The organism is Paraburkholderia sp. BR10936 (assembly GCF_040965735.1).
Lineage (GTDB): Bacteria > Pseudomonadota > Gammaproteobacteria > Burkholderiales > Burkholderiaceae > Paraburkholderia > Paraburkholderia nodosa_A.
Genome location: NZ_JBFRCM010000004.1, coordinates 346,431 through 370,616 on the forward strand (window position 1 = coordinate 346,431; position 24,186 = coordinate 370,616).

Consider the following 24,186-nt stretch of genomic DNA (forward strand, 5'->3'; position numbering starts at 1 on the left):
TGTGCGGTCAGGCGCGCCCATCAATGCCTGTGATTTTCGCCGATCAGCGCGACCGAGTCGAACGAGCGTTGATTCGCCTGGTGGCGGCGCATCACGAGCCACATCATCAGACAGACGAACGTGCCGAACAGCACGATCACGATCGTCACCGGCACGTCGAGCCAGACGAGCACGGCGTAGAGGCATAGCATCACGAGCACCGAGAGGTTCTCGTTGAAGTTCTGCACGGCGATGGAGTGGCCCGCGGAGAGCAGCACGTGGCCGCGGTGCTGGAGCAGCGCGTTCATCGGCACGACGAAGAAGCCCGAAAGGCCGCCTACGACCATGAGGAAGATGTACGCAAAAATCAGGTAGCCGGGAATGCGCATGTGGCCGATATGCAGGCCCCAATGCGGCGGAAAGAGATGGCGCGTGTAGAACGCCATGAGCATGACCGCAAGACCCATGATGATGCCGACCGGCAGCACCGAGAGCGACTTCTTGAGCGGCACGCGCGCGGCCGCGATCATGGCGCCGGCCGCCACGCCCACGGCCACCACGGCCTGCAGCACAGCGCCTTCGGAGAGCGACATGCCGAGTGAGACTTCGGCCCACTTGAGCACGATGAACTGCAACGTCGCGCCCGCGCCCCAGAAGAGCGTCGTGACCGCGAGCGAGATCTGCCCGAGCTTGTCGCGCCAGAGCGTGTTGAAGCAGTCGGCGAAGTCGCTGATGAGGCGGATGACACCGTGCTGCTGGCGCGGGTAGCGTGCGCCGGTGTCGGGAATGCGCAGATTGAAGAGGGCGGCGATTACGTAAATCACCATGATGACGACCATCGCGGCTTCGGCGGGCGTGCTGATCGCGGCGGGCGTATGGCGCAGCACATGCGACGCGATGTGGGGGCTGATCAACGCGCCGCCGAGCACGGTGCCGAGAATGATCGAGCCGACTGTCGTGCCCTCGATCCAGCCGTTGGCGGCGACGAGGCGCTCAGGCGGCAGCAGCTCGGTCAGGATGCCGTACTTGGCGGGAGAATAAGCCGCAGCCCCGAAACCCACAACGCCATAGGCGAACAAGGGATGGGTGCCTGCCAGCATCATGGCGCAGCCCACGACCTTGATCGTGTTCGTGATGAACATCACGCGGCCCTTAGGGCGGGAATCTGCGAAGGCGCCGACGAAGGCGGCAAGAACGACGTAGGAGAGGACGAAGAACAGCTTGAGCAGCGGCGTCATCCAGTTCGGGGCGTGGAGGTCTTTCAGCAGTGCAATTGCAGCGATGAGGAGCGCATTGTCGGCCAACGACGAAAAAAACTGCGCGGCCATGATGGTGTAAAAGCCTTTTTTCATCTGATGCGATGCTTTCCTCGCTGCGGTCCGTCCGCCCCGGACGGGTGGGAGGCATCCGGGCTTATTACGTTCGAAATGGGTTGTGCGCAGGGCTTTATATCACGAAAATAGGTGTATTCGGACTAGCACAATCCTTGAGCGCCCGTCAGGCGGGCCTGCGGGGCGCTGAAAACACCCTGTAAGCTCCTGATTCGAAAGCGTCTTTGCGAAAAAATCTCCCATGCCGCGCCCCCTCTCAGCAACGATTCACACCGCCGCTCTTGCCAATAACCTCGCCGTCGTCCGCCAGTACGCGCCAAAGTCGAAAATCTGGGCCGTGGTGAAGGCCAACGCCTACGGGCACGGGCTTGCGCGCGCGTTCCCCGGCCTGCGCGCAACCGACGGTTTCGGCCTGCTCGACCTCGAGGAGGCCGTGAAGCTGCGCGAACTCGGCTGGGCGGGGCCGATCCTGCTGCTCGAAGGTTTCTTCCGGCCGACCGACATCGACGTGATCGACCGCTACAGCCTCACGACCGTCGTGCACAGCGACGAGCAGATGCGCATGCTCGAAATGGCGCGTCTGTCGAAGCCGGTCAACGTCCAGCTCAAAATGAACAGCGGTATGAACCGGCTCGGCTACACGCCGGAGAAGTACCGCGCCGCATGGGAGCGTGCGCGTGCCTGTGCAGGCATCGGCCAGATCACGCTGATGACGCACTTCGCCGACGCCGACACGCCGCGCGGCGTCGGCGAGCAAATGGAAACGTTCGAGCGCGGCGCGCAAGGCATTGCCGGCGCGCGCAGCCTCGCCAATTCGGCCGCCACGCTGTGGCATCCTTCGACGCACTTCGACTGGGTGCGCCCCGGCATCATTCTGTATGGCGCTTCGCCATCGGGTTTCGCCTCGGCGCTCGAAGGCACAGGCCTGCAACCGGCCATGACGCTCGCGTCGGAACTCATCGCCACGCAGCATGTGGCTGAAGGACAGACCGTCGGCTACGGCTCGATTTTCACGGCGCGCAAGCCCATGCGCATCGGCGTGGTGGCGTGCGGTTACGCCGACGGCTATCCGCGCGTCGCGCCCGAAGGCACGCCCGTGATCGTCGACGGCGTGCTCACGCATGTGGTGGGCCGCGTCTCGATGGACATGCTTACCGTCGACCTTACGCCAGTGCACACCGCGGGCGTGGGCGCACGCGTGGAGCTGTGGGGCAACAATCTGCCCATCGACGACGTCGCGAAAGCCTGCGGCACGATCGGCTACGAGCTGATGTGCGCCGTTGCGCCGCGTGTTCCCGTGCGGGCCGAATAACGCCATGGCAAAGAGCATGGCGAAGGTCAAGACACTGTATACATGTACCGAATGCGGCGGGCAGGCTCCCAAGTGGCAAGGCCAGTGCCCCGCGTGCGGCGCCTGGAACACGCTCGTGGAGGGCGTTGCGGAAACGGCGAGCAGCCACCGTTTCCAGTCGCTCGCGAAGAGCGCCCCGGTGCGGCGTCTCGCCGATATCGAGGCGTCCGACGTGCCGCGCTTCACGACCGGCGTGGGCGAGTTCGACCGCGTGCTGGGCGGCGGCCTCGTCGCAGGCGGCGTGGTGCTGATCGGCGGCGACCCCGGGATCGGCAAATCGACGCTGCTCTTGCAGTCGCTCGCGCAAATCGCGGCTGAGCGTCGTGCGCTCTATGTGAGCGGCGAAGAATCGGCGGCGCAGATCGCGTTGCGCGCGCAACGACTGGCGCTGCTCGACCCCGGCTCCATGGCGAGCGAGCTGCAACTGCTCGCCGAGATCCAGCTCGAAAAGATCCAGGCGACGATCGAGGCCGAGAAGCCCGACGTCGCGGTCATCGACTCGATCCAGACGATCTACTCCGAAGCGCTGACTTCCGCGCCCGGTTCGGTCGCCCAGGTGCGCGAGTGCGCGGCGCAGCTCACGCGCATCGCGAAGCAGTCGGGCACGGCGATCATCATGGTCGGCCACGTGACGAAGGAGGGCAACCTGGCGGGTCCGCGGGTGCTCGAGCACATCGTCGACACCGTGCTGTATTTCGAAGGCGACACGCATTCGTCGTTCCGGCTCGTGCGCGCGTTCAAGAACCGCTTCGGCGCGGTCAACGAGCTGGGTGTGTTCGCGATGACGGAGAAGGGCCTGCGCGGCGTGGCGAATCCCTCGGCGCTCTTTCTCTCACAGCACGAGCAGAGCGTGCCGGGCTCCTGCGTGCTCGTGACCCAGGAAGGCTCGCGTCCGTTGCTCGTCGAAGTGCAGGCGCTCGTCGATACGGCGCACGTGCCGAATCCACGACGCCTCGCCGTCGGCCTCGAACAAAACCGGCTTGCCATGCTGCTGGCGGTGCTGCATCGCCATGCCGGCATCGCGTGCTTCGATCAGGACGTGTTTCTCAACGCCGTGGGCGGCGTGAAGATCACGGAGCCGGCCGCCGATCTCGCCGTGCTGCTCGCCATTCATTCTTCGATGCGTAACAAGGCGTTGCCCAAGGGTCTGATCGTTTTTGGCGAAGTCGGCCTCGCGGGCGAGATCCGACCCTCGCCGCGCGGGCAGGATCGTTTAAAGGAAGCCGCGAAGCTCGGGTTTTCATGCGCCCTGATTCCCCGCGCCAATGCGCCGAAACAGCCGATCGAAGGTTTACAGGTGATTGCGGTGGAGCGCCTCGAGGAAGCGATCGACCGGATACGCGAACTGGATTGAGCGCGCCACGCACGTGCAGATGGCCTGTACTGGCGCGTAATGATTAGTAACAACCCTGGTTCCGGCTGTAACCATTTCAGACTGCGATTTCCCTATCCTTGGCGCGGTGTTCAACCCGTGTCGAGCGGAAAGGATAGCGACTTGAAACAGACTGATACGTCCTTCGGCGGTCGTTCGATCGTCGTGCGCGGCTGCCGGGTGTCCGAGCCGCTCATGCAACCTTGGGGCAGCACGTGCCGCATCGTCGAGTGGATCGATGGCGACGGGCGCATTTCGCGCCGCGTGGTAGCAGAAGACGTGACGGCGGCCGAAGTGCGCAGCACCATTGCGCACCACGTGGAAGGCCGCAAGTACGTCATGTACGACGACGAGCGGTCGCCGCGGCAAACGCTGCCGCGACGCTAAACAAATATGGGCGCTGCGATGCGCCCATTTTTCATTATGCCAAGGGTGATGCGGGATACGGCGAGGCCTAGCCCCAAGGGCCGTAAGTGAAGGGCTTCTTGCCGCCAGGCGCGCCCGGCGTGTCGGTGCCTTGGCCTGGCTGGGCGGGTTGGACCGGTCGGGCAGGTTGGGCGGCATGCGTAGGAACACCTGGCTGAAAAGGCGCTGCCTGCATACCGGGCGTGGCCTGCTGGGTTTGCCTCGCGGCCATTTCGTCCATCATGGCTTGCAGCACGTCGGCGTTGAAGAGGGGATGGCGCGACGCCTCGCCTGGCGTGAGGACGGGCGATACACAGGTGTCGATCGCCTCCAGACGGTCGATCCAGGTCTGCAGCGACTCCGACTCGATGATGGCCGCCAACTCGCGCGTGAGCGCCGCGGCATCCGCGCCGCCGATCGCCTGACCGAGACTCCAGTGCCGCTCGGCCCAGTCGTCGCGGCCAAGGGCCTGGCACAGCGTCTGCCAGAACTTCAGTTCGAGCGCGCCGACGGCGAGCCACCGCCCGTCTTGCGTGCGATAGAGGTTGTAGCAGGGCACGCCGCCGTTGAGCAGACCGCCGCCCGGCTGCAGCGCCGCGGCGTCGTCGTTGGCGAGCGCGACCTGGGCGACCACGTTGTGCGCGTAGCTCGCGTGCGCCATCGAAACATCGACGAAACGACCTTCGCCACCGCGCGCCACCTGCCAGAGCGCCGCGAGAATCTGGGTGACCGCACTGAGTGCGCCGCCAAGCAGGTCGGCAATCTGGAAGTTGGGCAGCACCGGCACGCCGTCGCGCGCGGCCAACTGGTCGAGCACGCCCGAATAGGCGACATAGTTGATGTCGTGGCCAGGATGGCCGGCGAACGGGCCGGTTGTGCCGTAGCCCGTGATCGCGCAGTAGACGAGTTTCGGATTGACCTTGCGCAATGCCTCGTAGCCTACGCCGAGGCGGTCCATCACACCGGGCCGGAAGCTTTCGACGAGCACGTCGGCGTCGCGGGCAAGCGCAAACAACACCGAACGGCCGCTCTCGGTCTTCAGATCGACTCGCGTTTCGCGCTTGCCGCGATTGACGAGGCGATAGAACGCGCCGGGGCGCGCGGCCACTTCGTCCACTGCGCTTTGCATCATCACGCGCGCCGCGTCGCCTGCACCGGGCGGCTCGATTTTCAGGACATCGGCGCCCATTTCCGCGAGCCGCAACGTGGCCACGGGCCCAGGCAAGAGGCGGGTCAGATCCAGTACGCGAAGGCCCTGCAATGCGGCGGGTGACGACACTCGTGGCTCCCTGGCGAAAATACCTGGCGAAAGCGCCTGGTGGCGCGATGGTGAAGCAGCGTTGCGCTAGCCGATCTGCTCGAGTTCCTCGTGCGCATCGAGCCATTCGGCTTCGAGCGTTTCGAGGCGCGAGGCGACTTCGGCCTGGCGGCGAATCGCGTCGGTCAGGCGGCTCTTCTGCTGAGGCTCGTAGCTCGCCGGGTCGGCGACGAAGGTGTCGAGCGTGCTCTTTTCGCTGTTGAGCGCATCCATTTCCTTTTCGATCTTGCCGATTTTCGCCTGTAACGGCTTCTTCAGGTGCGCAACCTTCTGGCGCTGCCCGGCTTCCTGGCGGCGCTGTTCCTTGCGATTGACGCCATCGGCGGCACCTGCGCCATTTGCCGCATCCGCCGTGCCGGAAGCGGCCTCCTTGAGCGCCGCGCGTTGCTCGGCCGCGTGTTGCAGCAGCCAGTCGCGGTAGTCGTCGAGGTCGCCGTCGAACGGCTGCAGACGGTGCTTCGCCACCAGCATGAACTGATCGGTCGTGGCGCGCAGCAAATGCCGGTCGTGCGACACGAGGATCAGCGTGCCTTCGAACTGCGCGAGCGCCATGGTGAGCGCATGCCGCGTTTCGAGGTCGAGGTGGTTGGTCGGCTCGTCGAGCAGCAGCAGGTTGGGCTTTTGCCAGATGATGAGCGCGAGCGCGAGGCGCGCCTTCTCGCCGCCCGAGAACGGCGCGATGGGCGCCGTGGCCATTTCGCCGGGGAAGTTGAAGCCGCCGAGGAAGTCGCGCAGCTCCTGCTCACGCGTGTCGGGTGCGAGACGGGCGAGATGCTGGAGCGGCGAGTCGTCCGGGCGCAGCGTTTCGAGCTGGTGCTGCGCGAAATAGCCGATTTGCAGGCCCTTGCCCGTGCTCAGCTCGCCGGAGAGCGCCGCGAGCGTGCCCGCGAGCGTCTTGATGAGCGTGGACTTGCCCTGGCCGTTCGCACCGAGCAGGCCGATACGCTGGCCGTTCTGGATCGAGAGCGTGACGCGCTCGACGATGGGCGTTTCGCTGCCATCTTCAGCCCGATAGCCGCAGCGCACGTCTTCCATCACGAGCATGGGGTTGGGCGCGGAGTCGGGCGTGCGGAATTCGAACGTGAACGGCGAACTGGCGTGCGCCGGTGCGATCAACTCCATCTTTTCCAGCGCCTTCACGCGGCTTTGCGCCTGGCGCGCCTTGGTGGCCTTGGCCTTGAAGCGGTCGATGAAGCTTTGCAGATGGGCGACGGTGCGCTGCTGCTTTTCATAGGCGCTTTGCTGGAGCGCCAGTTGTTGCGCGCGCAGGATCTCGAACTGCGAGTAATTGCCGCCGTAACGCTTGATCTGCTGGTTCTCCAGATGCAGTGTGACGTTGCAGATCGAGTCGAGGAATTCGCGGTCGTGCGAGATTACGACGAGCGTGCCGGGATAGCGGTGCAGCCAGTCTTCGAGCCAGACGATCGCGTCCAGATCCAGGTGGTTCGTGGGCTCGTCGAGCAGCAGCAGGTCGGAGCGGCACATGAGCGCCTGCGCGAGGTTCAGGCGCATGCGCCAGCCGCCCGAGAAGCTCGAGACGCTCTGGCGCGTTTGCTCGAGCGTGAAGCCGAGGCCGAGGAGCAGCGCTTCGGCTCGCGCGGGAGCCGTGTAGCCATCGGCGTCGGCGAAGGCACCGTGCGCTTCGGCTTCCGCCGCGCCGTCGTGCGCCGCCGAGGCCGCGGCGATGCGGGCCTCGATTTCGCGCAGCGCGGCGTCGCCGTCCAGCGCGTAGTCGAGCGCGGTGCGCTCGACCGCCGGCGTTTCCTGCGCGACGTGCGCGATGCGCCAGGACGGCGGCAGCGAGAAGTCGCCGGCGTCGGCGTGCAGTTCGCCGCGCAGCACGGCGAACAGGGTCGATTTGCCCGCGCCGTTCGCGCCGATGAGACCGACCTTTTCGCCGGGGTTCAGCGTGAACGAGGTCTGTTCGAAAAGCGGCTTGGTGCCGCGGGCAAGACTGAATTGGTTGAAGCGGATCACGACGGCGCCGACGGGAAGAAAACGAAAGAAAGCGCTATTTTAAACCGGGGCGCGCAGCCTGGGCGCGCTCAGGCCGGCATTGGCCGAACGGCTAGCCGTCTGGTCGAGTGCTAATTGCGCGTTTTCTCACGTAGACTGGCGCTTTTCCACGGGAGAGCCAGATGACATCGATCTATTCGTTTTCGGCGCAACCGCTCGGCGGCGGCGAGCCGGTGAGCCTCGAGCGCTATACGGGCAAGGTGCTCCTGATCGTCAATACCGCGAGCGAATGCGGATTCACGCCGCAGTACGCGGGCCTGCAAACGCTGTATGACCAGTACGCCGCGCGCGGGCTCGCGGTGCTCGGCTTTCCGTGCAACCAGTTCGGCAAGCAGGAACCCGGCGACGCCGCGCAGATCGGCAGCTTCTGCGAGAAGAACTACGGCGTCACGTTCCCCATGTTCGAAAAGATCGACGTGAAAGGGGCGAACGCGCATCCGCTGTATCGCTGGCTCACGGGCGAGGCGCCGGGGCTGCTCGGGCTCGGCGGCATCAAGTGGAATTTCACGAAGTTTCTGGTCGACCGCAACGGCGATGTGGTGAAGCGCTATGCGCCGATGACGAAACCCGAGGCGATTGCAGCGGACATCGAGAAGCAGCTCTGAGCGCAGCCTGGCGGCGCAGGCGCGCTAGAGAATCGGCGCGAAGAGCCGCGCGAGATGCATCGTGATCTTGCGCCACGCGGGCGCGTCGCGGTATTCGCTGCGATCGATCTCGAACGCTTCGTCGAAATCGCGCAGCAGCATCGCTTCGACTTCGGCCGCGAAGCCGCGATGCACGGTCAGCACCATGATCTCGAAGTTCAGGCGAAACGACCGGTTATCCAGATTCGCGCTGCCGATCGCCGCAGCCACGTCGTCGATCAGCACGACCTTCTGGTGCAGAAAGCCCGGCTTGTAGCGAAAGATGCGGATGCCCGCGCGTACCGCATCGAAGGCATACAGCATCGACGCCTCGAAGACCACGTAATGGTCGCGCCGGCTCGGGATCATGATGCGCACGTCCACGCCGCGCAGTGCGGCGAGGCGTAGAGCCGAAAACACGGCTTCGTCGGGCACGAGGTAGGGCGTCGTGATCCACAGGCGTTTTTTTGCGGCGTTGATCGCCTCGACGAAGAAGAGCGAGCAGGTCTCCTGGCGGTCGGCCGGCCCCGTGGGCAGAACGAGGCAGTACATGTCGTCGCCGTCCCGCGGCACGACCGTGGGCGGCTCGCAGCCGGGCAACTGCTGGGTGGCCCAGTACCAGTCCTCGGTGAAGGCGAACTGCACGTTGGCGACCGCCGGTCCGCGCAGTTCGATATGCGTGTCGCGCCACGGAGAAAGGCGCGTGTTCGCGCCCAGGTATTCGATGCCCACGTTGTGGCCGCCCACGAATGCGTGCTGGCCGTCCACCACGACGATCTTGCGGTGGTTGCGGAAATTGAGCTGGAAGCGATTCACGAAGTGGCGCTTCGTCGAGAACGGGTGCACTTCCACGCCGCCGTCCTGCAACTCGTGCACGTAACTGGCGGGCAGGTCGAACGAGCCGATGCTGTCGTAGAGGAAGTACACGCGTACGCCGCGTTTCGTGCAGTCGAGCAGCACGTCCTTGAGCATGTCGCCGAGCGCGTCGGCGCGCACGATGAAGAACTGCACGATCACGTAGTGCCGGGCTTGCTCGATCGCATCGAAGATGGCGGAGAAGGTCGCTTCGCCATTCACGAGCGTGCGCACGGCGTTGCCCGGCACGAGCGGCATCCCGCCCAGGCGCGCGAATGTGCGGATCACGCGTACGCCCAGCTCGTCGGCAGGCCATTCGCCCGCGCGGACGAGCTTGTCCCAGTCGGGCGCGTGAGCGCGTGAGCGCAAGGTTTCGTTGCGCAGCCGCCGCGCGTCCGCATAGCCCGCGAACTTGCTGCGGCCAAGAAAGAGATACGGGACGAGCGTGAGGTAGGGCATCGTCGCGAGAGAGACGGCCCAGGCAATCGCGCCTTGCGAGGTGCGCGTGTTGAGGATGGCGTGGCACGCTGCGATCAGTCCGAGCAAATGGATGATCGCGAGCAGCGTGCCGAGATGTGACCAGTCGAATCGCATAGATGCGTGGGACGCTCCTTCAGCCGGACGCAGGACCGGCCCGCGCCGGGAAGCGCACGGCCGGAGGGCTCAATCTTACCGAACCCGCTGCGATGACGGCGAGCGCCCCGGTCCTGCGCGCGGCGAGACACGGCGCACAGGCGCCGCGGCTCTTTCGCACAGGACGATCAGACCGGCAGGTCGCAGGCCTGGATCAGGAAGACCTGGTCGTCGCCGGCGCTCGTCGAGAGCCAGACGAGATCGAGGCCGCCGAACGCCGCTTCCACGTTCTCGCGTTCGTTGCCAATTTCGATCACCAGCACACCGTCGTCGGTGAGCCAGTTGCGTGCGTCCTTGACGATGCGGCGCACGATGTCCATGCCGTCCGCGCCGCCCGCGAGCGCCAGTTCCGGCTCGTGGCGGTATTCGGGCGGCAGCGCCTGCATCGAGTCGGCGTTCACGTACGGCGGGTTGGTGATGACCACGTCGTAGCGGCGCTCGGGCAGCGGCGCGTACAGGTCGCCTTCGAAGAGGGCGATGCGCTCGTCGAGATCGTGTTCGTGCACGTTGCGCCGCGCCACTTCGAGGGCGGGTGCGGACAGATCGACCGCATCGATGTCGGCGTTCGGAAACGCGTGCGCCGCGAGAATCGCAAGGCTCGCCGAGCCGGTGCATAGCTCCAGCACCGCCGTGACTTGTTCAGGATCTTCCACGTAGGGCTGCAGGCCGTCTGCGAGCAGCTCGCCAATGAACGAGCGCGGCACGATGACGCGCTCATCCACGTAGAAGCGCAGGCCGTGCATCCACGCTTCCTGCGTGATGTAGGCCGCGGGGACGCGGTCGGTCGCGCGGCGCTCGATCACGCCGAGCACCTTGTCGATTTCCTCGCTCGTGAGGCGCGCGTCGAGAAACGGGTCGAGCAGGTCGAGCGGCAAATGCAGCGTGTGCAGGATCAGGTACGCGGCTTCGTCGTAGGCGTTGTTCGAGCCGTGGCCGAACGCGAGTTGCGCGGCCGAAAAGCGCGAGACACCGTAGCGCAGCAGGTCGCGAACGGTGGCAAAGGTAGCGGCGAGCGGATGGGTCATGTTCTGGACTCCAGAGCGTGTTCGGTGGGCCGGTCAGGCGATCAGCTGTTCGAGCACGCGGCGATAGACGTTCTTGAGCGGATCGATGAATTTCACTTCGATATGCTCATCGATCTTGTGGATGCTGGCGTTCGGCGGCCCGAACTCCACGACTTGCTCGCACATGCGGGCGATGAAGCGGCCATCGGATGTGCCACCTGTGGTCGAAAGCTCGGTCGTGACACCGGTTTCGTCGTGGATCGCTTTTTCGAGCGCATTCGAGAGCGCGCCGCGCGGCGTGAGAAAGGGCAGGCCGCTCACGCTCCAGTGCAGGTCGTATTCGAGGCCGTGCTTGTCGAGGATCGCGTGGACGCGCTTTTGCAGGCCTTCCACCGTGCTCGCGGTCGAGAAGCGGAAGTTGAACATCACATCGGCGTGGCCCGGAATCACGTTGCTCGCGCCGGTGCCGCTGTGCATGTTCGACACCTGCCACGTGGTGGGCGGGAAGTACTCGTTGCCGTCGTCCCACTTTTCGGCGACGAGTTCGGCGAGCGCGGGCGCCAGCAGATGCACCGGGTTCTTCGCGAGATGCGGATAGGCGATATGCCCCTGCACACCCTTCACGACGAGCTTGCCCGACATCGAGCCGCGGCGGCCGTTCTTCACGCAGTCGCCGAGCGTATGCGTCGAAGTCGGCTCGCCCACGATGCAGTAATCCATTTTCTCGCCGCGCGCCTGCAGCGCCTCGACGACCTTCACGGTGCCGTCGGTGGCCGGGCCTTCTTCATCGCTCGTGATGAGGAACGCGATGGCGCCGCGATGCTGCGGATGCGCCGCCACGAACTCTTCGCTCGCCACCACGAAGGCCGCGAGCGAGGTTTTCATGTCGGCGGCGCCGCGGCCATAGAGGATGCCGTCGCGATGCGAGGGCTGGAACGGCGGCGAACTCCATTGCTCGATGGGGCCGGTGGGCACGACGTCGGTGTGGCCCGCGAAGGCGAGTAGCGGGCCTTGCGCGCCCGCAGTGCCGCGCTTGACGGCCCACAGGTTGGTCACGCCGTTGGATTCGATCGTTTCGCACGCGAAGCCGAGCGCACCAAGGCGTTCGGTCATGATGCGCTGGCAGTGCTGGTCGTCGGGCGTGACGGACGCGCGCGCGATCAGGGCTTCGGTAAGGGCGAGGGTGGCGGACATAAAAAGACCACTTTCAATAAAAATGCCGGCGCCGCTGATGGAGCAGGGGCCGGCAACAACGTGTCATGACCATGTGCGCCCAAGCTGCCATCAAGCAGTTCAGACGCACCGGTCTCATGCGGCGCTCAAGCGAACAGCTCCGCATACTGGTCGGCGGAAAAGCCGAGCGTCTTTACGCGGCCGTTCACCACGACGACGGGCCGCTTGATGATCGACGGCTTGTGGATCATCAGCGCGATCGCGCCGGCGATCGTGTCGGCTTCGGCCTTGTGCACGTCCGACAGGCCGCGCCAGGTCGTGCCGCGCTTGTTGATCAGCTGATCGAGCGACACGTCCTTGAGCCAGTCCTGGACGAGCGCATTCGAGACGCCCGCTTTCTTGAAGTCGTGAAACTCGAACTCGACGCCGTGCTCTTCGAGCCACACACGGGCCTTCTTCACGGTGTCGCAGTTCGGAATGCCGTAGACGACGGTCTTGGCGGACTTCGCCATCAGTCGCCTCGCAGCAGCTCGTTCAGGCCGACCTTGGCGCGCGTCTTGGCGTCGACCTTCTTGACGATCACGGCGCAGTACAGGCTGTGCGAGCCGTCCTTCGAGGGCAGGTTGCCCGCGACCACGACCGAGCCTGCCGGGATGCGGCCGTACGAGACTTCGCCGGTTTCGCGGTCGTAAATCTTGGTCGACTGGCCAAGGTAGACGCCCATCGAGATGACCGAGTTCTCTTCGACTATCACGCCTTCCACGACTTCCGAGCGCGCGCCGATGAAGCAGTTGTCTTCGATGATGACCGGGTTGGCCTGCAGCGGCTCCAGCACGCCGCCGATGCCGACGCCGCCCGAAAGGTGCACGTTCTTGCCGATCTGCGCGCACGAACCGACCGTGGCCCACGTATCGACCATCGTGCCTTCGTCGACGTACGCGCCGATGTTGGTGTACGACGGCATCAGCACGACGTTCTTCGCGATGAACGAGCCGCGGCGCGCGATGGCCGGCGGCACGACGCGGAAGCCGCCCGCGGCGAAGTCTTCGGCCGTGTAGTTGGCGAACTTCGAGGGCACCTTGTCGTAGAACTGGCTGTAGCCGCCCGCGGGCATCGGTGCGTTGTCTTCCAGGCGGAACGACAGCAGCACGGCCTTCTTCACCCATTGGTTGACGACCCAGTCGCCGTCCTTCTTCTCGGCGCAGCGCAGCGCGCCTTTGTCCAGCTCGGCGATGACATGGGCGACGGCTTCGCGCACGTCGTTCGGAGCCGACCTGGGCGAGAAGTCGGCGCGGTTTTCCCAGGCGGTGTCGATGATCTGCTGAAGTTGTTGCGACATGGCGGTGATTTCGTGAGATTGATGGTTGAAAGCGGTGTTGCGCGTCGCGAGGTGCAGGACCGCGGCGCGCACGAAAAAGGCTTTACGGTTTGAGCGAGCGGCAGAACTCGACGATGCGCTGCGCGCCTTCGATGCACTCCTCGACGTCGGCGACGAGCGCCATGCGCACGAAGTCTTTACCCGGATTCGTGCCATGCGCCTCGCGCGCGAGGAACGAGCCGGGCAGAACCGTCACATTATAGTCGGCGTAGAGACGCTGGGCGAACGCGGTGTCCGCGAGGCCGGTGCGCGCGACGTTGGCCCAGAGGTAGAACGCGGCGTCGGGCAATTTCACGTCGAGCACGTCGGCGAGCATGGGTGTGACGGTCGAGAACTTCTTCACGTATTTCGCGCGGTTTTCGCGCACGTGCGCCTCGTCGCCCCATGCCGCGATGCTGGCGGATTGCCAGACCGGCGACAGTGCCGCGCCGTGATAGGTGCGGTACAGCAGGAACTGCTTGAGGATGGCGGCGTCCCCGGCGACGAACCCCGAGCGCATGCCCGGCGCGTTCGAGCGCTTCGAAAGGCTCGACAGCATGACGAGGCGCTCGAAGCCGCGGCCCAGCTTGTGCGCCGCTTCGAGACCGCCGAGCGGCGGCGTGGCCTCGTCGAAGTAGATCTCCGAGTAGCACTCGTCCGAGGCGATCACGAAGCCGTAGCGGTCGGAGAGCGCGAACAGCTCGCGCCAGTCGTCGAGCGTGATCACGGCACCCGTGGGATTGCCGGGCGAGCACACGTACAGCAGCTGCGTGCGCGCCCAGACTTCTTCGGGAACCTGCGAATAGTCGCAGGCGAAGTTGCGGGCCGGATCGCTATTTACGAAGTACGGCTCGCCGCCGCCGAGCAGCGCGGCGCCTTCGTAGATCTGGTAGAAAGGGTTCGGGCAGAGTACGATCGCCCGCTTTGCCGGGTCTTTCACGCCCGCTGTCGGGTCGACCACGGCCTGCGCGAGCGCGAACAGCGCCTCGCGCGAGCCGGACACAGGCAGGATTTCCGTGTTCGCATCGATGGCCGGCAGCCCGTAGCGCGCCTTCACCCAGTTCGCAATCGACTCGCGCAGCGCAGGGGTGCCCGCCGTGGCCGGGTACGACGAGAGGCCGTCGAGCGAAGCGACGATGGCGTCGCGGATCAGCGCCGGCGTGGGGTGTTTCGGCTCGCCGATCCCGAAGCTGATGTGGCGCAGGCCGGCGTTCGGCGTGATGTCCTTGAAGAGCACGCGCAGCTTTTCGAAGGGATAGGACTGAAGGGTGTCGAGTAGCGGATTCACTTGGGGCTGGACAGGCGTGGGCGAAAGACGGATGGCGTGGCGCGCAGGATTCGGGTGGCCACTGCGGGCCGGCGGGCCGGTTGCACCGCGCTCGGCGTACAAACACCGATGAACGGCGCGGCCTTGCGGCTGCAAGCCGTCGATTATAGCGTGGCGCCGCTGCTGCTGCGGGCGCCGGCCGGATCCCGCCCTGGCGCGGCCGGTGCCTGCCTGGCGACGAAATAAAGGAAAAGCATGAAATCTTCGAACGACGTTTCGAACCAAGGCGCAGGCGCTGCGAACGCGCGGCCGGGCCAAGGGCAGCGCAAGCCATGAGCCAGAGCACGGGCTTGCGCGCCGCCTGGCCGACGCTCGCCATCATGATTGGCGCGTCCGTCTGGGGTTTTGTCTGGTATCCGCTGCGCATGCTGGCGGCCGCCGGGCTCACCGGTACGGCCTCGAGCGCGGCAACGAGCGCGGCCGGCTGTCTCTTCGTGCTGGTGCTGCGCTGGCGCTCGCTCGCGAGCGTGCGCTGGCACTGGGTGCTGCCGATGCTCGGACTCGCCGCGGGCGTGACCAACGTCGGGTTCGTGTGGGGCGCAATCCACGGCGAAGTGATGCGCGTGCTGCTGCTCTTTTATCTGACCCCGGCGTGGACGGCGATCTTCGCGCACTTCATCCTGCACGAGCGCCTGAACTGGGCGGGCGGCGCGCTGGCGGCGCTCTCGCTGCTGGGTGCGGTGCTGATGCTCTGGTCGCCGCGGCTCGGCGTGCCGCTGCCCGCCAACGCTGCCGAATGGGCCGGTCTCATCGGCGGCATGGGTTTCGCGATGAGCAACGTGCTCGTCGTAAAGACGAGCCGCGTGCTGCCGCACATGAAGCCCGAGATGCGCACGGCCGTGATCTTCGCGGGCGCGGCGCTGTTCGGCTTGCTGACCTCCTGTTTCGAGCCGATGTCGGCCGCACCGGCGGGCGAGCATCTCGCACGCGTCGTGCTGCTCGTGCTCGCGCTCGGCATCGTGCTCGGCAGCAACAACATGCTCGTCCAGTACGGGCTCGCCCGCGTGCCGGCGAACCGCGCCTCGATCATCATGCTGTTCGAGATCGTCGTGACGGCGCTCACGTCGTGGCTCTTCGCCGGCGAGACGCCGGGCCCGCGCGAATGGGCGGGCGGCGCCTGCATCGTGCTGGCTTCCCTGTTGTCGAGCTGGGTGCACCGGGCGCAGGATGCGCGCAAGGGCGGCGCGCATGCGAGCGCCGATGCGAGCGTCATGACCCACGCCGACGCCAGCCGCACCCATGACGCGGACGACGCCGACGGCAGCGGCCCCGGCGGCGATGATGGCAACGGCGGCGGCAACGGCGATGGCAGCGCAGGCGGCGGAACGGGCCCAGGGCCTTCCCGCGCGCGGAATGGCGCGCGTGCGATGGTATGATTGCCGCTGATTCCCGCCGGCCGCACGCGTGCATGCGCGTTCGTACGGCGAGCCGTGGCGGCTGCCCAGTACGCACTCCGCCGTCGCGCGATCGATACCGGATGCGCGGCGGCAAGCGACGTACGGCACGGGCGGTCCCGTTCACCACTATTCAAACAGCGATATCGCCGTGCGTCTGACCTCGATTAAACTCGCTGGCTTCAAATCATTCGTCGATCCCACGCATTTCCAGGTTCCGGGCCAACTCGTCGGGGTGGTCGGGCCAAACGGCTGTGGGAAATCCAACATCATCGACGCGGTGCGCTGGGTGCTGGGTGAATCCCGGGCGTCCGAGCTGCGCGGCGAGTCGATGCAGGACGTCATCTTCAACGGTTCCACCGCGCGCAAGCCGGGCAGCCGCGCGAGCGTCGAACTGGTGTTCGACAATGCGGACGGCCGCGCCGCGGGGCAGTGGGGCCAGTATGCCGAGATTGCCGTGAAGCGCGTGCTCACGCGCGACGGCACGTCGAGCTACTACATCAACAACCTGCCGGCGCGCCGGCGCGACATTCAGGATATTTTCCTGGGTACTGGCCTCGGCCCGCGCGCCTACGCGATCATCGGGCAGGGCATGATCGCGCGGATCATCGAGGCAAAGCCCGAAGAGCTTCGCGTGTTCCTCGAAGAAGCCGCGGGCGTGTCGAAATACAAGGAACGACGCCGCGAGACCGAGAACCGCCTGCACGACACGCGCGAGAACCTGACGCGTGTCGAGGACATCGTGCGCGAGCTGTCCAGCAACCTGGAAAAGCTCGAGGGCCAGGCGGTCGTTGCCACGAAATATCGCGAGCTGCAGGCCGAGGGCGAGGAAAAGCAGCGCCTTCTGTGGCTCTTGCGCAAGAACGAGGCAGCGGGCGAGCAGCAACGCCAGCAGCGCGCGATCGAGCAGGCGCAGATCGACCTGGAGCGCCATACCGCGCAGCTGCGCGAAGTGGAAGCGCAGCTCGAAACGCTGCGCGTGGCTCACTACTCGGCAAGCGACGCCATGCAGGGCGCGCAGGGCGCGCTTTACGAAGCGAACGCCGAGGTGAGCCGTCTCGAGGCCGAGATCAAGTTCATCGTCGAGTCGCGCAACCGCGTGCAGGCGCAGATCGCCGCGCTCACCGCGCAGCGCGAGCAATGGCAGGTCCAGGCGCAGAAGGCGCAGGACGATATCGAGGACGCCGAAGAACAACTGGCGATCGCCGAGGAAAAGGCTGCGCTGGCCGAGGAAGATGCGGCGGCGAAGCAGGAAGCGCTGCCCGCGCTCGAAAACCGCTGGCGCGACGCGCAGGCGCAACTGAACGACGAGCGCGCGGGCATCGCGCGCACCGAGCAGGCCATCAAGCTCGAAGCCGCGCATCAACGCAACGCCGACCAGATGCTTCAGCAGCTTCAGCAGCGCCACGAGCGTCTGAAGTCGGAGGAAGGCGGCCTCGACGCGCCGGACGAAGCCCAGCTCGAAGAGCTGCGTATGCAGCTGGCCGAGCAGGAGGAAGTCCTGCACGAAGCGCAGGCGCGCCTCGCCGACGCGCAGGAAACGGTGCCGCGCCTCGACGCGGAACGCCGCGCCGCACACGAGCGCGTGCAGGCGGAAAACGCACAGATCCACCAGTTCGAAGCCCGTCTCGCTGCACTCAAGCAACTGCAGGAAAACGTGCAGACGGAAGGCAAGATCCAGCCGTGGCTCGAACGTCACGAACTGGGCGCGTTGCCGCGGCTGTGGAAAAAGCTGCACGTCGAAGCCGGTTGGGAAACGGCGCTCGAATCGGTGTTGCGCGAGCGGCTCGCCGCGCTCGAGGTGTCGAACCTCGACTGGGTGAAGGCATTCGCGAGCGACGCTCCGCCTGCGAAGCTCGCGTTCTATTCGCCGCCGGCCGCGGGTCAGGCAAGCGCTGCGGCCGCGGGACTCACGCCGCTGCTCTCGCTCGTCCGTATCGACGATGCAGGCTTGCGCGCGGTGCTCACCGAATGGCTCGGCTCGACCTACGTTGCGAACGATCTCGCCGAAGCGCTCGCCCAGCGTGCGCAGCTGCCAGGCAGCGGCGCGTTCGTCGTGAAGGCTGGCCATACGGTGACGCGCGTAGGCGTGCAGCTGTACGCCGCCGACACCGAGCAGGCCGGCATGCTCGCGCGTCAGCAGGAAATCGAGAATCTCGAGCGCCAGGTGCGCGCCCAGACGCTGCTCGCCGACGATGCACGCACGGCTGTCGTGCGCGCGGAAGCGGCGCACACGCATGCCGCCCAGGTGCTCACGGATGTGCGCCAGCAGGCCGAGCGCGCGACCCAGCGCGTGCACGCGCTGCAGATGGATGTGCTCAAGCTGACGCAGGCGCATGAACGCTACACGGCGCGCAGCACGCAGATCCGCGAAGAGCTCGACGAGATCCGCACGCAGATCGAAGAGCAGCGCGCATTGCGGGCAGAATCGGAAGCGAACTTCGAGCGCCACGATGTGGAACTCGCCGAACTGCAGGCCCGCTTCGAGGACAACCAGCTCGCCTTCGAGTCGCTCGACGAGGAACTCGGCGCGGCGCGCAATGAGGCGCGCGACCTCGAACGTGCGGCGGCCGACGCGCGCTTTGCCGCGCGCAACATGGCGAACCGCATCGAAGAGTTGAAGCGCAACATTCAGGTCGCGCACGATCAGAGCGAACGCGTGGCCGCGTCGCTCGAAGACGCGCGCGCCGAGCTGGAAACGATCAACGAGCAGACCGCGCACACGGGCCTGCAGGACGCGCTGGAAATTCGCGCCCAGAAGGAAGATACGCTGCGTGCCGCGCGCGCCGAACTCGACGATCTGAGCGCGAAGCTGCGGGCCGCCGACGAAACCCGCCTCGCCGCGGAGCGCGCGTTGCAGCCGTTGCGCGACCGCATCACCGAGCTTCAGCTCAAGGAGCAGGCCGCGCGCCTGAACGGCGAGCAGTTCGTCGAGCAACTGCAGGCCGCGGGCGTCGACGAGGCCGCGCTGCAGGAAAAGCTCACGGCCGATATGAAGCCGTCGTATCTGCAAGGCGAGGTTACGCGCATCAACAATGCGATCACGGCGCTTGGGCCTGTGAACATGGCCGCGCTCGACGAACTGGCCGCGGCGAAGGAGCGCAAGACCTTCCTCGACGCGCAGTCGGCCGACCTCACGAGCGCAATTGAGACGCTCGAAGACGCGATCCGCAAGATCGACCAGGAAACGCGCACGCTGCTGCAGGGCACCTTCGACGAGGTGAACCGTCATTTCGGCGAGCTATTCCCGCGCCTGTTCGGCGGCGGTCAGGCGAAGCTCATCATGACCGGCGACGAGATTCTCGACGCCGGCGTGCAGGTGATGGCGCAACCGCCCGGCAAGAAGAATTCGACGATTCACCTGCTCTCCGGCGGCGAGAAAGCGCTCACGGCCACGGCCCTCGTGTTCGCGATGTTCCAGCTCAACCCGGCGCCGTTCTGCTTGCTAGACGAAGTGGACGCACCGCTCGACGACGCGAACACCGAGCGCTTCGCGAACCTTGTTCGCGCGATGTCGGACAAAACACAGTTCCTGTTCATTTCGCACAACAAGATCGCCATGGAGATGGCGCAGCAGCTCATTGGCGTGACGATGCAGGAGCAGGGCGTTTCGCGCATCGTCGCGGTCGACATGGAAACGGCAGCGGGTTTCGCCCAAAATACGGTCTAATCGATTTATACGGTCTAACGGACGGCGCGCGATGCGCGGCCGGCGGCGCCATCAGTGAGGCAGCCGCCGCGCGCAATGCGCGCGCCAGAGCAACGGCGCATGCAATGAGCACGCCGTCGAAAAAGAATTGCTGATGGAGCATGCATGGATGAATTGACTCTCGGGTTGATCGGCGCGGGCGCCGTGGTCGTCGGGGGCGTGGTGGTGTACAACGCGTGGCAGGGCGCGAGAGTGCGCCGGCGCATGCCGCGCCCGATGCCCGAAGAGGCAGTCGAAGCGCCGCAGCGCGACGAGTTCCAGGAGCCGAGCCCGTTCATCGAACCGGCCCATGCTCCGTCGCGCCGCGAGCCGTCGCTCGCGGGCAGCACGCAAGCCGGGCGCGTGGAGCCCGGTTTCGGCACTGCTGCGCCGCTCGACACGCCAGCCGACATCCAGGCGGAAACGACGACACCCAACGGCTTTCCGGAAGCTGAATCCGACGCGCACGAAGTTGCCGAGAAGGCTGCCGACAAGGCGCCGGCTGCAACTGCGGCTGCCCCGCAATCCGCAAAGGACGATGGCGACGAAGCGGAGCGCATCGAGCCGGTCATGCCGGCGGCCACGACGATCTCTTCGGCGCCGCCCGCCGTGGTCGACCGTCGCATCGACTGCATCGTGCCGATCCGGCTTGGTGCGCCGGTGGCAGGCGAGCGGGTGATTCCGTTTGCGCAGCGATTGCGCCGCGCGGGCAGCAAGCCGGTTCATATCGAAGGCAAACCCGAAGGGGGCGACGGCTGGGAGTTGCTCCAGAGCGGCGTGCGCTACGAAGAACTGCGCGCGGCTGCGCAACTCGCGAATCGCAACGGCCCGCTCAACGAACTCGAGTTCTCGGAATTCGTGACCGGCGTGCAGCAATTCGCCGACGCGCTCGACGCCGCGCCCGAGTTTCCGGACATGATGGAGACGGTCGCCATGGCGCGCGAACTGGACGGCTTCGCGGCGCAATGCGACGCCCAGCTTTCCGTGAACGTGATGTCGGACGGCGCGCCGTGGTCGGCAAACTACGTGCAGGCGGTGGCGGCGCAGGACGGCTTGCTGCTTTCGCGCGACGGCACGCGCTTCGTCAAGCTCGATGCGAAGCAGAGCCCCGTTTTCATGCTGCAGTTCGGCGACACCAACTTCCTGCGCGACGACCTCACGTACAAGGGCGGTGAACTGATCACGCTGATCCTCGACGTGCCCGTGGCCGACGAAGACATCCTGCCGTTCCGCCTGATGTGCGACTACGCGAAATCGCTTGCCGAGCGCATTGGCGGGCGCGTGGTCGACGACCAGCGCCGGCCGCTGCCGGAATCGGTGCTGCAGTCGATCGACAAGCAGCTGATGACGCTCTACGCGAAGCTGGAGCAGGCCGGTATTCCGGCGGGCTCGCCGGCCACGCGGCGACTGTTCAGCCAGTAACGCCGAAGGCGTGCAGCGGGCCTGCAGACAAGGCGCGACGCCGTAAAGGCGCCGCGCCTTTTTTGCGCGCAGGCGGTACAGCGCAGAGGGCATCGGCACGCGTGTTGCAGTGCATTCGAGCTCAGCCCACCGGGCCCTGGATGCCAGAGCGACGCACGCAGCGTTGGCCATTCGGCCAGGACGCTGGCGAGACCCGTTCGGCGGCGCACGCAGATAGCCGCTCGTCCGATGCGACACGCGCGGCTTCCTGAGATAATCTGACGTCCGAAATCATTTTCAACAGCGAGTTGCCCAAGGCATGGTCCGTACTTCCGCCCGTCCCCCCGAAGAAGCCACCGCTGCACAGCGCGCGGTGTGGTTGCGCGCCGAACTCGAGCGTGCGAATCACGCCTACTACGTGCTCGACCAGCCGGAGCTGCCCGACGCGGAATACGACAAGCTGTTCGGCGAACTTCAGCAAATCGAAGCCGATCATCCCGACCTCATCACGCCCGATTCGCCCACGCAGCGTGTGGGTGGCGAAGTCGCCGGGGGCTTCGAGCCCGTGGTCCACGACGTGCCGATGCTGTCGCTCAACAACGGCTTTGCCGACGAAGACATCGTCGCGTTCGACAAGCGCGTGGCCGATGCGCTCGGCAAGATCGAAGGCGCCGGAGTCGTCGAGGTCGAATACGCCGCCGAACTCAAGTTCGACGGCCTCGCCATTTCGCTGCGCTACGTCGACGGCGTGTTCGTCCAGGCCTCCACGCGCGGCGATGGCGCGACCGGCGAGAACGTCACGGAGAACGTGCGCACGATCCGCTCGCTGCCCTTGCGCCTGAAGGGCAAGCGCGTGCCGAAGGTGCTCGACGTGCGCGGCGAGGTGCTGATGTTCCGCCGCGACTTCGAGCGCATGAACCAGCGTCAGCGCGATGCCGGCCACAAGGAATTCGCGAACCCGCGCAACGCGGCGGCGGGCAGCCTGCGCCAGCTCGATCCGAAAATCACGGCGCAGCGGCCGCTCTCGTTTTTCGCTTACGGCATTGGCGTGCTCGAGGGCGAGCCGATGCCGGCCACCCATAGCGAACTGCTCGACTGGTATGCGGAAATGGGCCTGCCGGTCAATGCCGAGCGTGCGGCCGTGAAGGGCGCGCACGGTCTGCTGGAATTTTTCCGCACGGTGGGCGAGAAGCGCGACGGCCTGCCGTACGACATCGACGGCGTGGTCTACAAGGTGAACCGCCGCGACGAGCAGGATGCGCTCGGCTTCGTCTCGCGCGCGCCGCGCTTCGCGCTCGCGCACAAGTTCCCGGCCCAGGAAGCGCTCACGAAGCTGCTGGCCATCGACGTGCAGGTGGGCCGCACGGGCGCGATTACGCCGGTGGCGCGGCTCGAGCCGGTGTTCGTCGGCGGCGCGACGGTGACCAACGCCACGCTGCACAACGAAGACGAAGTGCGGCGCAAGGACATCCGCATCGGCGACACGGTGATCGTGCGGCGCGCCGGCGACGTGATTCCCGAGGTGGTCAGTGCGCTCATGGACCGCCGTCCGGCCGACGCCCACGAGTTCGTCATGCCGACCGAATGCCCGGTCTGTGGGTCGCGCATCGAGCGGCTGCCCGACGAGGCGATCGCGCGTTGCACGGGCGGCCTGTTCTGTCCGGCCCAGCGCAAGCAGGCGCTCTGGCACTTCGCCCAGCGCCGCGCGCTCGATATCGACGGCCTGGGCGAGAAGATCATCGACCAGTTGGTCGACCAGAACCTCGTGCGCACGCCCGCCGATCTGTTCAATCTGGGCTTCGGCACGCTCGCGCAACTCGAGCGCATGGCGGACAAGTCGGCGCAGAACCTGCTCGACTCGCTCGAGAAGGCCAAATCGACGTCACTTGCGCGCTTCGTTTACGCGCTCGGCATCCGGCACGTGGGCGAATCGACGGCGAAGGATCTTGCGAAGCACTTCGGCTCGCTCGATCCGATCATGAACGCGACGGTCGAGGAATTGCTCGAAGTCAACGATGTGGGCCCTATCGTCGCGCTTGCGATCCACGAGTTTTTTGCGGAAGAGCATAACCGCACAGTGATCGAGCAACTGCGCGCGCCGGGCAAAGTGACATGGGCGGAAGGGCCGCCCGCGCCCAAGGCGCCGGTGGGCGTGCTGGCCGGCAAGACGGTGGTGCTCACGGGTACGCTGCCCACGCTCTCGCGCGACGAGGCAAAGGAGATGCTCGAAGCAGCCGGTGCGAAGGTCGCCGGCTCGGTATCGAAGAAGACCGATTACGTGGTGGCGGGCGCCGACGCGGGCAGCAAGCTCGCAAAAGCCGAGGAACTCGGCGTGCCGGTGCTCGACGAAGAAGGAATGCGCAAGCTCCTGGAGGGGCAAACGACATGATTCGCGAAATTCTCAGAATGGGCGATCCGCGCCTGCTCGGCATTGCGAGGCCGGTCGATCACTTCGATACGCCCGAGTTGCACGAACTCATTGCCGATATGTTCGACACCATGCACGCGGCGAACGGCGCCGGACTCGCCGCCCCGCAGATCGGCGTCGATTTGCAGGTGGTGATCTTCGGTTTCGAGCAGAACGAGCGCTATCCCGAGGCGCCGGCCGTGCCGCAGACGGTGCTCATCAACCCGGTCATCCATCCGCTGTCGCACGACATGGAAGAGGGCTGGGAGGGGTGTCTCTCGGTGCCGGGCCTGCGCGGCGCCGTGAGCCGCTATTCGATGATCCGCTACGGCGGCTTCGATCAGTACGGCATGCCCATCGAACGTGTGGCCGAGGGCTTTCACGCACGGGTCGTCCAGCACGAATGCGATCACCTGATCGGCAAGCTGTACCCCATGCGCATTACCGACTTCTCGAAGTTCGGCTTTACGGAGGTCCTGTTTCCGGAACTCGACCCGAACCGCGACGACTGAAAGTCGAAGCATCAAGAAAAACGGGAGCCATCTGGCTCCC

The 24,186-nt window shown here is 66.0% G+C and carries 18 protein-coding genes; 9 read left to right on the plus strand and 9 right to left on the minus strand.

Annotated elements, in window-relative coordinates; genetic code table 11:
* Positions 1 to 20 precede the first annotated feature (20 nt).
* Positions 21 to 1,331, minus strand: coding sequence for a lysophospholipid transporter LplT (gene lplT / locus AB4Y36_RS11210; protein WP_069265601.1), 1,311 nt, complete (start codon positions 1,329 to 1,331; stop codon positions 21 to 23).
* A gap of 220 nt (positions 1,332 to 1,551) precedes the next feature.
* Between lplT and alr the strand changes: the two genes are divergently transcribed.
* The 3 genes from alr to AB4Y36_RS11225 all read left to right on the plus strand — a co-directional run bounded on the left by alr (position 1,552) and on the right by AB4Y36_RS11225 (position 4,420).
* Entirely contained in the window at positions 1,552 to 2,622 is a 1,071-nt protein-coding gene (gene alr, locus AB4Y36_RS11215) for an alanine racemase (protein ID WP_069265602.1), read from the plus strand.
* A gap of 16 nt (positions 2,623 to 2,638) precedes the next feature.
* Entirely contained in the window at positions 2,639 to 4,015 is a 1,377-nt protein-coding gene (gene radA, locus AB4Y36_RS11220) for a DNA repair protein RadA (protein ID WP_069265603.1), read from the plus strand.
* A 141-nt stretch (positions 4,016 to 4,156) separates the two neighbouring features.
* The gene (locus AB4Y36_RS11225; protein ID WP_042265827.1) at positions 4,157 to 4,420 is read left to right on the plus strand and encodes a DUF2866 domain-containing protein; all 264 of its coding nucleotides are present in this window, start codon (positions 4,157 to 4,159) and stop codon (positions 4,418 to 4,420) included.
* Between the two features lie 67 nt (positions 4,421 to 4,487).
* Here AB4Y36_RS11225 and AB4Y36_RS11230 read toward each other — a convergent pair whose 3' ends face one another.
* Both AB4Y36_RS11230 and AB4Y36_RS11235 read right to left on the minus strand, forming a co-directional pair.
* Positions 4,488 to 5,717: a CaiB/BaiF CoA transferase family protein gene (locus AB4Y36_RS11230; RefSeq protein ID WP_368682994.1), complete on the minus strand. Its 1,230-nt coding sequence runs from the start codon at positions 5,715 to 5,717 to the stop codon at positions 4,488 to 4,490.
* A 66-nt stretch (positions 5,718 to 5,783) separates the two neighbouring features.
* Complete coding sequence (locus tag AB4Y36_RS11235) at positions 5,784 to 7,733, minus strand: ATP-binding cassette domain-containing protein (RefSeq protein WP_368682995.1); 1,950 nt, start codon at positions 7,731 to 7,733, stop codon at positions 5,784 to 5,786.
* Between the two features lie 161 nt (positions 7,734 to 7,894).
* Between AB4Y36_RS11235 and AB4Y36_RS11240 the strand changes: the two genes are divergently transcribed.
* On the plus strand, positions 7,895 to 8,377 hold the full coding sequence (locus AB4Y36_RS11240) for a glutathione peroxidase (protein ID WP_069265605.1): 483 nt from the start codon (positions 7,895 to 7,897) through the stop codon (positions 8,375 to 8,377).
* A gap of 24 nt (positions 8,378 to 8,401) precedes the next feature.
* Here AB4Y36_RS11240 and cls read toward each other — a convergent pair whose 3' ends face one another.
* From cls to dapC, 6 genes are all read right to left on the minus strand, one after another.
* Positions 8,402 to 9,844 (minus strand): cardiolipin synthase, encoded by a 1,443-nt coding sequence (gene cls, locus AB4Y36_RS11245; protein ID WP_342945842.1) that lies wholly within the window; start codon positions 9,842 to 9,844, stop codon positions 8,402 to 8,404.
* A gap of 167 nt (positions 9,845 to 10,011) precedes the next feature.
* Positions 10,012 to 10,908: a 50S ribosomal protein L3 N(5)-glutamine methyltransferase gene (gene prmB / locus AB4Y36_RS11250; protein WP_069265607.1), complete on the minus strand. Its 897-nt coding sequence runs from the start codon at positions 10,906 to 10,908 to the stop codon at positions 10,012 to 10,014.
* 33 nt (positions 10,909 to 10,941) lie between these two features.
* A complete protein-coding gene (gene dapE, locus AB4Y36_RS11255; RefSeq protein WP_321925410.1) occupies positions 10,942 to 12,081 on the minus strand; it encodes a succinyl-diaminopimelate desuccinylase in 1,140 nt (379 codons plus the stop codon).
* 125 nt (positions 12,082 to 12,206) lie between these two features.
* Entirely contained in the window at positions 12,207 to 12,572 is a 366-nt protein-coding gene (locus tag AB4Y36_RS11260) for an ArsC family reductase (RefSeq protein WP_368682996.1), read from the minus strand.
* Positions 12,572 to 13,399, minus strand: a complete 828-nt coding sequence (gene dapD / locus AB4Y36_RS11265) for a 2,3,4,5-tetrahydropyridine-2,6-dicarboxylate N-succinyltransferase (protein ID WP_069265609.1) — start codon at positions 13,397 to 13,399, stop codon at positions 12,572 to 12,574. The genes AB4Y36_RS11260 and dapD overlap by 1 nt, the downstream gene beginning before the upstream one ends.
* 82 nt (positions 13,400 to 13,481) lie before the next feature.
* A complete protein-coding gene (dapC, locus tag AB4Y36_RS11270) occupies positions 13,482 to 14,705 on the minus strand; it encodes a succinyldiaminopimelate transaminase (protein ID WP_342945840.1) in 1,224 nt (407 codons plus the stop codon).
* 311 nt (positions 14,706 to 15,016) lie between these two features.
* On the opposite strand from dapC, the gene AB4Y36_RS11275 reads away from it, so the two are divergent.
* From AB4Y36_RS11275 to def, 5 genes are all read left to right on the plus strand, one after another.
* On the plus strand, positions 15,017 to 16,120 hold the full coding sequence (locus AB4Y36_RS11275) for a DMT family transporter (protein ID WP_083245316.1): 1,104 nt from the start codon (positions 15,017 to 15,019) through the stop codon (positions 16,118 to 16,120).
* 169 nt (positions 16,121 to 16,289) lie between these two features.
* Positions 16,290 to 19,808 carry a chromosome segregation protein SMC gene (gene smc / locus AB4Y36_RS11280; RefSeq protein WP_368682997.1) on the plus strand — a complete coding sequence of 1,173 codons (3,519 nt, stop codon included), beginning with the start codon at positions 16,290 to 16,292 and terminating at the stop codon, positions 19,806 to 19,808.
* A gap of 144 nt (positions 19,809 to 19,952) precedes the next feature.
* Complete coding sequence (locus AB4Y36_RS11285) at positions 19,953 to 21,248, plus strand: cell division protein ZipA C-terminal FtsZ-binding domain-containing protein (RefSeq protein WP_069265610.1); 1,296 nt, start codon at positions 19,953 to 19,955, stop codon at positions 21,246 to 21,248.
* Between the two features lie 298 nt (positions 21,249 to 21,546).
* Entirely contained in the window at positions 21,547 to 23,616 is a 2,070-nt protein-coding gene (gene ligA / locus AB4Y36_RS11290) for an NAD-dependent DNA ligase LigA (protein ID WP_368682998.1), read from the plus strand.
* On the plus strand, positions 23,613 to 24,146 hold the full coding sequence (def, locus tag AB4Y36_RS11295) for a peptide deformylase (protein ID WP_368682999.1): 534 nt from the start codon (positions 23,613 to 23,615) through the stop codon (positions 24,144 to 24,146). Before ligA ends, def begins: the two co-directional genes overlap by 4 nt.
* The last annotated feature ends 40 nt before the right edge of the window (positions 24,147 to 24,186 follow it).

Coding starts and splice junctions, on each gene's coding strand:
- lplT (WP_069265601.1), bottom strand. CDS start 1,331: ATGAAAAAAGGCTTTTACACCATCATGGCCGCGCAGTTTTTTTCGTCG.
- alr (WP_069265602.1), top strand. CDS start 1,552: ATGCCGCGCCCCCTCTCAGCAACGATTCACACCGCCGCTCTTGCCAAT.
- radA (WP_069265603.1), top strand. CDS start 2,639: ATGGCGAAGGTCAAGACACTGTATACATGTACCGAATGCGGCGGGCAG.
- AB4Y36_RS11240 (WP_069265605.1), top strand. CDS start 7,895: ATGACATCGATCTATTCGTTTTCGGCGCAACCGCTCGGCGGCGGCGAG.
- cls (WP_342945842.1), bottom strand. CDS start 9,844: ATGCGATTCGACTGGTCACATCTCGGCACGCTGCTCGCGATCATCCAT.
- prmB (WP_069265607.1), bottom strand. CDS start 10,908: ATGACCCATCCGCTCGCCGCTACCTTTGCCACCGTTCGCGACCTGCTG.
- dapE (WP_321925410.1), bottom strand. CDS start 12,081: ATGTCCGCCACCCTCGCCCTTACCGAAGCCCTGATCGCGCGCGCGTCC.
- AB4Y36_RS11260 (WP_368682996.1), bottom strand. CDS start 12,572: ATGGCGAAGTCCGCCAAGACCGTCGTCTACGGCATTCCGAACTGCGAC.
- dapD (WP_069265609.1), bottom strand. CDS start 13,399: ATGTCGCAACAACTTCAGCAGATCATCGACACCGCCTGGGAAAACCGC.
- AB4Y36_RS11275 (WP_083245316.1), top strand. CDS start 15,017: ATGAGCCAGAGCACGGGCTTGCGCGCCGCCTGGCCGACGCTCGCCATC.
- AB4Y36_RS11285 (WP_069265610.1), top strand. CDS start 19,953: ATGGATGAATTGACTCTCGGGTTGATCGGCGCGGGCGCCGTGGTCGTC.
- ligA (WP_368682998.1), top strand. CDS start 21,547: ATGGTCCGTACTTCCGCCCGTCCCCCCGAAGAAGCCACCGCTGCACAG.
- def (WP_368682999.1), top strand. CDS start 23,613: ATGATTCGCGAAATTCTCAGAATGGGCGATCCGCGCCTGCTCGGCATT.